At 70.4% G+C, this 11,747-nt stretch carries 9 protein-coding genes; 2 read left to right on the forward strand and 7 right to left on the reverse strand.

Annotation, left to right across the window (positions count from 1 at the left end; all coding sequences use genetic code 11):
* Window positions 1–26: 26 nt before the first annotated feature.
* The gene (locus tag BJ986_RS10075) at window positions 27–1,259 is read right to left on the reverse strand and encodes a PucR-like N-terminal domain-containing protein (protein WP_179421857.1); all 1,233 of its coding nucleotides are present in this window, start codon (window positions 1,257–1,259) and stop codon (window positions 27–29) included.
* A gap of 89 nt (window positions 1,260–1,348) precedes the next feature.
* Between BJ986_RS10075 and BJ986_RS10080 the strand changes: the two genes are divergently transcribed.
* On the forward strand, window positions 1,349–2,458 hold the full coding sequence (locus BJ986_RS10080) for a ferredoxin reductase (RefSeq protein WP_179421858.1): 1,110 nt from the start codon (window positions 1,349–1,351) through the stop codon (window positions 2,456–2,458).
* Between the two features lie 8 nt (window positions 2,459–2,466).
* On the forward strand, window positions 2,467–3,783 hold the full coding sequence (locus tag BJ986_RS10085) for a fatty acid desaturase family protein (protein WP_179421859.1): 1,317 nt from the start codon (window positions 2,467–2,469) through the stop codon (window positions 3,781–3,783).
* A gap of 94 nt (window positions 3,784–3,877) precedes the next feature.
* On the opposite strand, the gene BJ986_RS10090 is transcribed toward BJ986_RS10085, so the two are convergent.
* The 6 genes from BJ986_RS10090 to BJ986_RS10115 form a co-directional block, all read right to left on the reverse strand.
* Window positions 3,878–4,729 carry a class I SAM-dependent methyltransferase gene (locus tag BJ986_RS10090; RefSeq protein ID WP_179421860.1) on the reverse strand — a complete coding sequence of 284 codons (852 nt, stop codon included), beginning with the start codon at window positions 4,727–4,729 and terminating at the stop codon, window positions 3,878–3,880.
* A 113-nt stretch (window positions 4,730–4,842) separates the two neighbouring features.
* A complete protein-coding gene (locus BJ986_RS10095; RefSeq protein WP_337795114.1) occupies window positions 4,843–5,931 on the reverse strand; it encodes an alpha/beta fold hydrolase in 1,089 nt (362 codons plus the stop codon).
* Window positions 5,932–5,960: 29 nt separating this feature from the next.
* Complete coding sequence (locus BJ986_RS10100; RefSeq protein WP_179421861.1) at window positions 5,961–7,142, reverse strand: CoA transferase; 1,182 nt, start codon at window positions 7,140–7,142, stop codon at window positions 5,961–5,963.
* A 7-nt stretch (window positions 7,143–7,149) separates the two neighbouring features.
* The gene (locus tag BJ986_RS10105; RefSeq protein ID WP_179421862.1) at window positions 7,150–9,081 is read right to left on the reverse strand and encodes a hydantoinase B/oxoprolinase family protein; all 1,932 of its coding nucleotides are present in this window, start codon (window positions 9,079–9,081) and stop codon (window positions 7,150–7,152) included.
* On the reverse strand, window positions 9,081–11,168 hold the full coding sequence (locus BJ986_RS10110; protein WP_179421863.1) for a hydantoinase/oxoprolinase family protein: 2,088 nt from the start codon (window positions 11,166–11,168) through the stop codon (window positions 9,081–9,083). Before BJ986_RS10110 ends, BJ986_RS10105 begins: the two co-directional genes overlap by 1 nt.
* Before the next feature lie 135 nt (window positions 11,169–11,303).
* On the reverse strand, window positions 11,304–11,735 hold the full coding sequence (locus tag BJ986_RS10115) for a VOC family protein (RefSeq protein ID WP_179421864.1): 432 nt from the start codon (window positions 11,733–11,735) through the stop codon (window positions 11,304–11,306).
* Between the last annotated feature and the right edge of the window lie 12 nt (window positions 11,736–11,747).

The following is an 11,747-nucleotide window of genomic DNA, read 5'->3' on the forward strand; positions in this document are numbered from 1 at the left end:
ACCTCCCTGGTGCGAAGGCGCTGAGCCTAGGGCGTGCCCGTCTCCTGCGCGGCGGGAACGCCCAGCGCCATGACGAGGTCGAGGACGACGAGCGGGTCGTCGAGGTCGTCGCCGAAGAGCTCGCGGAGCTGGCCCATGCGGTAGCGGACCGTCTGCGGGTGGACGAACAACCCGGCCGCGACGGCCTCGCGCCTTCCGCCCAGCAGCAGCCACAGCCGCAGGGTCTCGACGAGCTTCTCGCGGGCGGACGGCGACAGGTCGTCCAGGGGCTTGAGGATGCGTGCCCTCAGGTCGCCGAGGGCTTCGGGGTCGGCGCTCAGGACGAGCTCGGCCAGGTGCGCGTCGGTGTCGTATGCCGTTGCGTGCGTGGGGTTTTCGGCCGCCACCAGGCGTGCGGCGCGGAGCGCGCGACGGTAGGAGGACGCCGTCTGGAGCCAGGGCCTGGCCGGTCCCAACACGCACCCGTAGTCGCGCAGGGACCGCAGCAACCGACGCCGCGCGGGCGCCCGCAGGTCGGGCACCAGCAGTGCGACGAAGTCCTCGGAGGCGGCCAGGTCGGGCAGGTCCTCGCTGAGGAACAGCGACCGCGGGTCCACCAGCGCCCGGGCCTGGTGCAGCCGTTCGTCGGGGACCAGCAGCACGGTGACCGTCGTCGGCGGCGCCCAGTCGGCACGCTCCGCCCGGCGGGTGGTCACCTCGTCGGAAGCGCCCCGCACCAGGTCGAGGGCCAGTCGCTCGAGCCGGCGTTCCTGGCTGCGCTCCGCGGTGGCGAGCTCGTCGGCGTGACCGGCGACGCTGGCGGCGGATAGCTCGTCGATGTAGGCGAAGACCAGCTCGGCGAACTGCGCCAGCAGGGGCGCGGACATGCCTGCCTTCACCCCCACGGCGGAGAGCTCGCGCCACGAGACCCGGGCGCCGATCCGGTAGGCCGACAGCAGGGCGTCCATGCTCCGGCCGCTGCGCGCCTCACCCCGGCCCAGGGCGTAGGACGCCTGGCGGGCGGGCCCCAGGGGCGAGCTGGGGTCGTCGGACCGGGCGGCCATCGTCAGGAAGCTGCCGAGGGCGACCTGCACGGCCGACTCGATGTTGCCCACGAGGTAGTCGCGGGCCTCGGCGTAGCTCGGGACCTCGACGATGATGGCTTGGACGGCATCCGCCGCCACCTGGGGGAGTGCCCGCTTGAGCTCGCTCTGCACCGCTGCGGGGATGCTGAGCTCCGCCGCGTGCTCAGCCGCTGTCCCACTCGCCGTAGTCACCATGGCATTTTATCCTTTGCGAACAATAACTGTCGAAAGTCTCACCCGCTGCGGTCAGGAAATTACCCTACCTGAGGCCTGATAGTGGAAACATGACCGCAGTTATCCCCTTCCGCACGACGCCCGGGTCCACGAGACCCCGGCCGTCCCTGCGCACGGTCCTCCGGCGAGTCGCCGAGGCAGTCGTCACCCCCGTGCTGCCCGATGACTACCTCGACCTGATCGCCCCCCTGCGCGCCGGCGCCGACCTGCGTGGTCGTGTCGTGTCGGTGACGCCCGAGACCCGCGACGCCGTGACGGTGCGCATCAAGCCCGGTCGCGCCTGGGCCGGCCACGTGCCCGGCCAGTACATCCGGATCGGCGTCGACGTCGACGGAGTGCGCAACTGGCGTGCCTACTCGCTGACCTCCCCGGTGACCGCCGAGGACGGGATCATCTCGATCTGCGTCAAGGCCATCCCGGACGGCAAGGTCAGCAACCACATCGTGCGGGCGCTCCAGCCCGGCACGCTGGTCCACCTCGACCAGGCCACCGGCGACTTCACGCTCCCGTCCCTGCGTCCGGCCCGCGCGCTGTTCGTCACCGCGGGATCGGGCGTCACCCCCGTGATGGGGATGCTGCGCAACCACCTCGACGAGCTGCGGGACGTCGTGGTCGTGCACTCCGCGCCCACCGAGGCCGACGTCATCTTCGCCGCCGAGCTGCGGGAGTGGGCCGAAGCCGGCCGCATCCGCCTCGTCGAGCGGCACACCGACAGCCAGGGCATGGTCGGCACCGACTCGCTCGACGAGCTCGTGCCCGACTGGCGCTTCCGCGAGACCTGGGCCTGTGGCCCCACCGGCATGCTCGACGCGTTCGAGGCAGCCTGGGCCGACGCCGAGATCAGCGACCGGCTGCACACCGAGCGCTTCCGCCCCGTCATCATCGCCGAGGGTGAGGGTGGCACCGTCACCTTCGGCACGCAGCGCATCACCGTCGATGCCGACGGCTCGACCCCGATCCTCGACGCCGGCGAAGCCGCCGGGGTCCTCATGCCGTCCGGTTGCCGGATGGGCATCTGCTTCGGCTGTGTCGTGCCCCTGAAGGAGGGTGCCGTGCGCGACCTGCGCAGTGGCGACCTCACCATTGCCGCCAAGGGCGACGGCATCCGCATCCAGACCTGTGTGTCGGCCGCTGCCGGCCACTGCGAGATCGACCTCTAGGAGACGACATGACTGCCACCGCAGAGAAGTTTGACCTCACCATCGACGGCTCGGCTGCCTCCACCCCCAAGGCACCCGGCACGCCCTCCGTGCGCACCGCGACCCGGGCCCCGAACAGCCGCCTGTCGACGGCCATCGCCGAGCGCCGGCACGTGCCGAAGCGCTCCGGCAAGGCCGACCCGACCGCGCACCTGACCGCCGAGGACGTCGAGGCCCTGGCCATGGAGCTCGACGAGCTCCGTCAGGGAGTCCTGGACTCGCGCGGCGCCAGGGACGCGGCATACATCCGCAAGGTCATCGACGTGCAGCGCAAGATCGAGCTCGCCTCGCGCGCGGTGCTGCTGTTCTCGATCTTCCCCCCGGCCTGGATCCTCGGCACCGCGGGCCTGTCCGTGGCCAAGATCCTCGACAACATGGAGGTCGGCCACAACATCCTGCACGGCCAGTGGGACTGGATGCGCGACCCCAAGATCCACTCCACCGTGTGGGAGTGGGACAGCGCCACCCCGGCCGAGCTGTGGAAGCACAGCCACAACGAGCTGCACCACACGTACACGAACGTGATCGGCAAGGACAACGACCTCGGCTACGGCATCATGCGCGTCGACGAGGACCAGCGCTGGATGCCGGCCTACCTCGGCCAGCCGATCTACAACTTCCTCAACATGTGCTTCTTCCAGTACGGCATCGCGGCGTACGACCTCGAGATCGGCAAGCAGCTCGCCGGCCGCGGCGACAAGGAGACCTTCCGCCGCAACGGCAAGACGGTGCTGCGAAAGGTCGGGCGCCAGGCGCGCAAGGACTACCTGCTCCACCCGCTGCTGTCCGGCCCGTCGTTCCTGCACACGATGGCTGCCAACGCCACGGCCAACTTCGTCCGCAACGTCTGGACGCACTCGATCATCATGTGTGGCCACTTCCCCTCGGGCGTCGAGACCTTCGCCCGCGCGTCCATCGAGGGCGAGAGCCGTGGCGAGTGGTACCTGCGCCAGATGCTCGGGTCGGCCAACATCTCGGGCAGCAAGGCGCTGCACATCATGTCCGGCAACCTGAGCCACCAGATCGAGCACCACCTGTTCCCCGACCTGCCGAGCAACCGCTACGGCGAGATCGCCCCGCGGGTGCAGGAGATCTGCGAGCGCTACGGCCTGACGTACACGACCGGGCCGCTGTACAAGCAGGTCGCGTCCGCGTGGGGCCAGGTCATCGCCCTGTCGCTGCCCAACCCGGAGCCCGGCCGCAACCGCGTGGGCATCGCCGCACAGGCGATCGGCAAGCAGGTGCGCCGCAAGCTGCGCAACCGGCGCCCGGTCCGCACCGCCTGATCCACCCCTACCCCCCCGTTCCTCCCTCGCGTTCGAGGTATTCCGCCACCGGATCCCGGTAGCGGAATACCTCGAACCGCGTTGCGGGCGGGCCTCAGACGCGCTGGGCGGTGACCAGCAGGTACTCCCAGTCCAGCACGGTATGGCCGTCCCCGCGGTCGAACCGTTGGGCCAGGGCGACGAGGTCGCGGTCCAGGGCAGCGACCTTGTCGGGGTCGTCCGCGATGGCCTTGTAGACCGCGATGGTCGGGCCGTAGTTGGTCTTGAAGAAGTCGCGGAACTCCTCCGGTGTCGCGAACTGGTCCACGACGAGGTCCTGCTGACGTGCGGTCAGGCCCTCCACCCGCTCGCCGAACAGCTCGCGGACGTGGTCCACGTGCCCCCACAGCGGCGGGGGCTGCGCCCCGGGAGGCGGCGGCGCGGCATACGGCTTCATCGCAGCGAACATCTGCCCGATGAAGCCTTCCGGCGTCCAGCTCAGCAGGGCGATCGTGCCGCCCGGACGGCAGGTGCGCACCAGCTCGTCGGCCACCAGCTGGTGGTGCGGGGCGAACATCACGCCGACGCACGAGGTGACCGCGTCGAACTCGCCGTCGCCGAACGGCAGGTGCTCGGCGTCCGCCACCCGCCAGGTGATCGCGAGCCCCTCGGCCTCGGCGTCCTGCCGCCCCTTCTCGAGCAGCTCGGGGGTCAGGTCGGTGGCGGTCACGTGGGCTCCCGTCCGCGCGGCCGGGATGGCGACGTTGCCGGACCCGGCCGCGACGTCGTGCACGCGGTGGCCAGCCGTGATCCCGGCTGCGTCGACCACGATCGGGCCGAGTGAGCCGATGATGTCGGCGGCCACGGCGGGGTAGTTGCCCAGCGCCCACATGGCGCTGTGCCTGGCCTTGAGGGCGCGGTCCTCGTCGGTGTCGGTGATGCCCGTGCCTGATGTCTGGGTTGTCATCGCTGTTCCCCTTCGCTCTGGTTGCCCTGCACGCTCGAAGGTAGGACCGGTGCGAGGGCGCGAACATCGGTGGATGCACCCATCTGCGGGGCGCCTGAGCTGCGTGTATGCCGTCAGGCCCGGGTGAGCAGGCGCGCGACTGCTGCCGTGCGGGCGGACTTGCCGTGCAGGTCGAGCTTGGCGTACACGTTGCTGAGGTGCCGCTCCACGGTGCGCACGCTCAGGGTCAGTGCGGCGGCGATGTCGTCGTTGTCCATCCCCTCGGAGGCGAGGCGCAGGATCTCGACCTCCCGCGTCGACAGCTGGTCGAGACGGTCGGGGCCGGCGGGCATCGCGGTACGCAGCGACGCGTCGGGAGAGAGGAAGTCACGCAGCTGCTCGCAGTAGACGGGCCACGCCGGCTCGTCCTCGAGCACGATGTGGTTGTCGCTCTCGAGGGCGACCAGCCGCGCTCCGTGGATGCCGCCGGCGAGGTAGCGGGCCTCCTGGAAGTCGTTCATCCGGTCACCGCGGGAGTGGATGACCAGGGTCGGCACGTCCAGCCGGCCCATCAACGCACTGCTGTCCGCAGCGAGCCGCTGCCGCCGTGAGGTACGGGCGGTCTCGGCATCGGTGGCGACCCGCTGCAGCTCGTCGAGCCAGGTGTGCTGCTCCTCCGTCGCGCGCGGAATCATCAGCGACGTGAACACCCGGCGGAACGCCGAGTCCGGGCGGGCCCAGCCGACCTTGATCAGGGCGTCCAGAGTGTCGTTCATCTCGGCCTCGGTCGGGTCCTTGGACTGCTGGCCGCAGTAGCTGCCGTAGAACACCAGCTTCGAGACACGCTCTGGGTGCTTGGCCGTGTAGGCGATCGCCACCGGCCCGCCCTGGGCCATGGCCTGCAACGCGAACCGCTCGAGTCCGGCATCGTCGACGACGGCCTCGAGGTCGCCGAGCCGGGCCTCGAGGCTGTGGTCGGTGACGCCACGGTCCGACAGTCCGTGGCCACGCTCGTCGAACCGGATGACCGTGTGGTCGCGTCCCCACTCGGTCAGGTAGTGCCGCCAGACGGGGGACTGCCAGTCGTACTGGAGGTGGCTCAGCCAGCACGAGTCCACCACCATCGGCGGACCCGAGCCGTGCACGGCATACGCGATGCGCACCCCGTCGGGCGCACGGCAGAAGCGGATCTCCTGCCTCGGCTCCCGCGGCTGCACGTCCACCTCACCGATGGTACGACCGCGTCCGCCGCTCAGTCCCGGAGTGCGTTCAGCTCAGCGAGCCACGCGCGGATGGCCGCGCCGTGCTGGTCGAGCGTCGGAGGTGCCGCATGCTCGCTGCGACCACCGGCATACGTGTTGTCGTCGAAGCGGATCGGCGGCCCCGGCAGCTCGATGTGGCCGAGGACGGGGTGGTCGACGTCCAGCACCAGGCCCTGCGAACGCGTCTGGTCCCAGTCGTAGACCCGGTCGATGGTGCGCACCTCGCCGGCGGGGATGCCCAGTTCGGCCAGGCGCGGGAGCAGCCCCGCGAGCGGGTATGCCGCGAAGGCGGTGTTGAGGGCGGCCGTCACCTGGTCGCGGTTGACGGTGCGCTCGCGGTTGGTGGCCATGCCGGGAGTGGCCGGGTCGATGTCGAAGGCCTCGGCGAGCTTGCGCCACAACGACTCGCTGCCGCACGCGACCTGGATGTCACCGTCCTGGCAGTGGAAGAGCCCGTAGGGGGACAGCGACGGGTGGTGGTTGCCCTGCGCGCGACCCACGTGACCGGCCACGGTGTAGGCCGTGCCCTGGAAGGCGTGCGCGCCGACGAGCGCGGCGAGGAGGCTCGTGCGCACGACCCTCCCGACGCCGGTGGTGTTGCGTTCGTGGAGGGCTGTCACCACACCGTAGGCGCCGTACATGCCGGCGAGCAGGTCGCCGATCGGGACGCCGACCCGTTGGGGGGTGTCGGCATCGGGACCTGTGACTGACATCAGCCCCGACTCACCCTGGGCGATCTGGTCGTAGCCGGCCCGGCCGCCCTGCGGTCCGTCATGCCCGAAGCCACTGATGCTGAGGAGCACCAGGCGCGGGTTGAGCTCGTGCAGCCGCTCGGCGGAGAAGCCCAGCCGGTCGAGGACGCCCGGCCGGAAGTTCTCGACGAGGACGTCGCCGCGCTGCACCAGCTTGGTGAGGACCTCGCGACCGTCGTCGGACTTCAGGTCGAGGGTGATCGACTCCTTGTTGCGGTTGGCGGCCAGGAAGTACGTGGAGATCGGGTCGTCCTCGGGTCCGACGAACGGGGGGCCCCACCCGCGCGTGTCGTCCCCGGTCCCCGGTGACTCGACCTTGATCACGCGGGCGCCCATGTCTCCCAACATCATCGCTGCGTGCGGGCCGGCCAGGGCCCGCGACAGGTCGATGACGACGATGTCCTCCAGCGGCGCGTTCACGGTCTGCTCACATCCAGTCGACGTCGGCGGCGTCCTTGCCGCCGGCGAGGCGAGCGTAGCCCGGGCCGCGGTCGAAGAACGGCTCCGCGTCGGGGCGGGCGTCGCGCAGCTGATCGCGCAGCGCGTCGCTCGCCGCGACATCGACGACCGGGGCGTCCTTGGTCCCCGAGGCGACCACCCCGTAGTCGGTGCGCGCGCCCTCCAACGACACCTTGCCCCAGCGCAGGTCGCGTTCGATGTCCTCGTAGGGACGCTCGAGCGGGTCGCCCCAGCCGCCACCGCCGGTGGTGCGGATCCGGATCAGCTGGCCTGCCTTGACCGGTTCGGCGTCGGCCAGCGCGTCGACCTCCCGCTCGTCCGGGCCGCCGAGGTCGATGGTGACGTTGAAGGAGCTGCCGGCCTTGCCGCCCTTGACACCCCAGCAGGCGAGGATCGAGCGGTCCGCGATGGACATGAAGTGCGCGTCCTTGAGCATCCGGATCTGCTTCTCGTACCCCAGGCCGCCGCGGTAGCGCCCGGCGCCGCCGGAGTCGACGGCCAGCCCGAGCCGCTCGACGATGAAGGGGAACCGGCTCTCGGTGAACTCGGTGGGCAGGTTGCGTGAGTCCGGCACGACGTGGATGGTGTCCTCCCCGTCGGCGTAGTAGCGGCCACCCGAACCACCGCCGAGCACTTCGCGCATGAGGTAGTCGTTGCCGTCCCGGTCCTTGCCGTAGACACCGGTGTAGCGGATGGTCTCCTGGTCGGCGGGCATCTTGCCGTCGACGGCCTTGGCCACGACGCCGGCCAGCACGCCCAGGAGCCGCAGGATGACGAAGGTCCGGGCGTTCGTCGGGGCCGGGAAGATCGGCGTCAGCAGGGTGCCCTTGTCGGGGAAGCGCATCTCGATGAGCGGCACGATGCCCTCGTTGACGTCGAGCTCGGCCATCCGCTCAGGGGTGTCGGCGAGGTTGCGCAGGATCGGCGCGAGCCACTTCTTGAGGAAGTTGCCGCCGACGTAGTCACCGCAGTGGTTGATCGGACCCTTGGCCTGCGGGGCGGTGCCGGTGAAGTCGATGATGAGGCGCGGCCCGCCGTCTCCGGGACCGGGGCCTCCGGTGGACTCCTTGGTGAGGGTGATCCGCTGGGTGTGCAGCTGCGGCTCGTCCACGCCGTCGTGCTCGGCGTAGTCCTCCCACACGTAGGTGCCGTCGGGGATCTTGGACAGGATCTCGCGCCGGTAGGTCTCGGTGGTCTGGTCCAGGATGGTGTCGAAGGCCGCCTCGATGGTGTCCCGGCCGTAGCGCTCGAACAGCTCGGACAGGCGCCGGGCGCCCATCAGGCAGGCCGAGCACTCGGCGTCGAGGTCCGCGGCCAGCGAGTCGGGCATGCGGGAGTTGCGGGTCATGATCCGCAGCGCCGCCTTGTTGGGAACTCCCTTGTCCCACAGCTTGATCGGCGGGACGGCCAGGCCCTCCTCGTACACGCTGGAGGCGTCGCTGGGCATCGACCCGGGCACGGCGCCACCGATGTCGTCGTGGTGGCCGAACGCCTGCACGAAGGCCACGACCTCACCACCGCTGAACACGGGGACGGTCACACAGAGGTCGGGCAGGTGGCCGATGCCGCCCTCGGACTCGTAGACGTCGTTGTGGAAGAAGACGTCCCCCTCGCTCATCTCCGCCAGCGGGAAGTCGCGGACGATCGGGTGCACGAGCGCCGAGTAGGACCGGCCGGTGAGCTTGCGCAGCTGGCGGTCGTGGATGCCCGCCCGGAAGTCGTGGGCGTCCCGGATCATGGGGGAGCGGCTGGTGCGCGCGATGGCCGTCTCGACCTCCATCTCGACGCTCGCCAGGGTCCCCTGGACGATCTCCACGAGGATCGGGTCGACCGTGGTGCCCAGCGGCGTGAGCCGGTTGCCGTGCTCGTATGCCGTGGGCAGGCCGGCGTTGTTGGCCATCAGTGCTCCTTGGTGATGACGAGGTTGCCGATCGAGTCGACGCGGACGGTGAAGCCGGGGTGCACGGGGACGGTCGATCCGAACTCCTCCACGATCGCCGGCCCCGCGAAGGTGTCGCCCGCGCGCAGGTCAGGTCGCCACAGCACCGGGGTGTCGACGTAGCCCGCGTCCGCGTCGAAGCAGACCGGCCGGCTGCTCTTGAGGGCGCGGGTGGCAACGTCGTCCTGCTCCTCGGCTGCGGCAGCCAGGTCGCGCAGCTCCGGGCGGGTGATCGGACCGACGCCCGTCACGCGCAGGTTGACCCATTCGACCTGTTGGCTCGGGTCGTCGCGGAAGTCGTAGCCGTACAGCGCACGGTGCTCGGCGTGGAACGCCTCGGCGACGTCGGCGGCATACGCCTCGTCGACGGCACCCTCCGGCGCGGCGACCCTGACCTCGAACGCCTGGCCGAAGTAGCGCAGGTCGACGGTGCGCGAGTAGCGGTGCTCGTCGCGCGGGAAGCCTTCACCGTCAAGGGCTTTCGCGGCCTTGGCGGTGAGCTCGTCGAAGGTCCGCTGGACGGCGGCGTAGTCGAGCGAGGCGTGCTTGGAGACCATCGTCTGGACGTAGTCGTTCTTCACGTCGACGGTGAGCAGGCCGAAGGCGGAGACGTTGCCGGGATTCTGCGGGACGACGACCCCGGCGAGGTCGAGGATGTCGACGAGGCGGCAGCCCAGCAGCGAGCCGGACCCGCCGAAGGTCGTGAGCATGAAGTCGCGGACGTCCAGGCCGCGCTTGACCGAGACCTGACGCAGCGCGTTGGCCTGGTTCCACGCCGAGATCTCGAGGATGCCGGTGGCGCAGCGGACGGGGTCGATGCCGAGTTGTCCGGCGAGGGAGTCGATGCCCTCGCGCGCGGCCTGCACGTCGAGGGGGATCTCGCCGCCGAGCAGGTGCGGGGGGATCCGCCCGAGGACGACGTGCGCGTCGGTGATGGTCGGCGCGGTGCCGCCCTTGGCGTAGCAGAGCGGGCCCGGGTCGGCGCCGGCGGAGTGCGGCCCCACCTTGAGCGTTCCTTCGGGGGAGATCCACGCGATCGACCCGCCGCCGGCGCCCACGGTGACGACGTCGATCATCGGGATCTTGCTCGGGTAGGCCCCGACCGTGCCCTCGGTCGTCAGGGTCGGCTCGCCGTCGAGGACCACGCTGACGTCGGTCGAGGTGCCACCGCCGTCGCAGGTCAGCACCTTGGGGAACCCGGCCCGTCTGGCGATCAGCCCCGCGCCGAGCGCGCCCGCCGCAGGACCCGACAGGACCGTCGTGATCGGCTGGTGCACGACCTCGTCGGCCGACAGCACCCCCCCGTTGGACTTCATGATGTAGAAGGGGATCCCGCTCGCGAAGTCGTCCAGGCGGGTGTGGATGTTGGTGACGTAGCGGCTCACGTTGGGCTTGACCGCCGCGTCGACGAGGGTGGTCATCGAGCGCTCGTACTCGCGGTACTCGCGCAGCACCTCGCTCGAGATCGACACGATCGCCTCGGGGTGCTCGCGGTGCAGGATCTCGCGCATGGCCAGCTCGTGGGTGTCATTGGCGTAGGAGTGCAGGAAGCAGACGCCAAGGGTGGTGATCCCCCGGTCGCGGAACCAGCGTGCGGCGGCCACGGCGGACTCCTCGTCGAACGGCCGGAGCTCGGTGCCCTGGAAGTCCATCCGGCCGCCCACCGTGCGCACGGCATCGGCCGGCACGATGCGCGGCGGCTTCACCCAGAAGTAGGAGTTGCCGTAGCCGTCCGGCACCGCCTGGCGGGCGATCTCGAGCATGAACTCGTAGCCCTCGCTGGTGATGAACCCGAGCCGCTCCACCTTGCCCTCGAGGAGCTTGTTGGTGGCGACCGTCGTGCCGTGGCAGACCGCGGTGATGTCGGCCCCGGCGGCGCCCATCAGGTCGAGCACCTTCGAGACGCCGTTGATGAAGCCGTCAGCCGGGTTGCTCGGCGTGGACGGCGTCTTGGTCGTCACCATCTCGCCGGAGTCCTCGTCGAACGCCACGACGTCCGTGAACGTGCCGCCGGTGTCGATGCCGATCCTGATCCGCCGCTGAGCCATGGGTGAGATTCAACAGGTCAGGCGTCCGCCTCGCCTTGGCACATGTTGCCAACCACATCGGCGATGTATGCCGCGTGGTGCCCATCCGCCGTACGTCCCGGCGCAGGCCGTGGCCCGCGGTCGGGCAGGCGCGGGTCAGGCCTCGCCGAAGCGGCCCCGGTGGTCCAGGGGGATGAGCGGCTTCTCGCCGCGCACCTTGAGCTGCTGGACGGCCCAGGTGTTCCCGTCAGGGTCGGCGAAGCCGAAGAAGGTGCCGCCGTCCCGCTCGTCGAACACGGTGACCTCGCTGCACTCGACACCCCGGCCGACCAGCTCGTCGCGGGCAGACGCGGCGTCGGCGACGACGAGCTGGAGGCCGCGCATCGACCCGGGCGCCATCTCCTGCTGCGAGGGCAGCGTGCCGATGACGACGGAGCAGCCGGACCCCTGCGGAGTCAGCTGGGCGACGTCCATGTGGTCGTTGGTGGTGCGGTGGTCGAGGTGGAAGCCGACCTTGTCGCGGTAGAACTCGATGGCCGAGGTGAGGTCGGAGACGGGCAGGATGACGACTTCGAGGGTCCAGTCCATGGCGCCCATCCT

Source organism: Pedococcus badiiscoriae, assembly GCF_013408925.1.
Lineage (GTDB): Bacteria > Actinomycetota > Actinomycetes > Actinomycetales > Dermatophilaceae > Pedococcus > Pedococcus badiiscoriae.

Excerpts from the sequence above, each read along its gene's own strand:
- BJ986_RS10075 (WP_179421857.1), bottom strand. The coding sequence starts at position 1,259 with ATGGTGACTACGGCGAGTGGGACAGCGGCTGAGCACGCGGCGGAGCTC.
- BJ986_RS10080 (WP_179421858.1), top strand. The coding sequence starts at position 1,349 with ATGACCGCAGTTATCCCCTTCCGCACGACGCCCGGGTCCACGAGACCC.
- BJ986_RS10085 (WP_179421859.1), top strand. The coding sequence starts at position 2,467 with ATGACTGCCACCGCAGAGAAGTTTGACCTCACCATCGACGGCTCGGCT.
- BJ986_RS10090 (WP_179421860.1), bottom strand. The coding sequence starts at position 4,729 with ATGACAACCCAGACATCAGGCACGGGCATCACCGACACCGACGAGGAC.
- BJ986_RS10105 (WP_179421862.1), bottom strand. The coding sequence starts at position 9,081 with ATGGCCAACAACGCCGGCCTGCCCACGGCATACGAGCACGGCAACCGG.
- BJ986_RS10110 (WP_179421863.1), bottom strand. The coding sequence starts at position 11,168 with ATGGCTCAGCGGCGGATCAGGATCGGCATCGACACCGGCGGCACGTTC.
- BJ986_RS10115 (WP_179421864.1), bottom strand. The coding sequence starts at position 11,735 with ATGGACTGGACCCTCGAAGTCGTCATCCTGCCCGTCTCCGACCTCACC.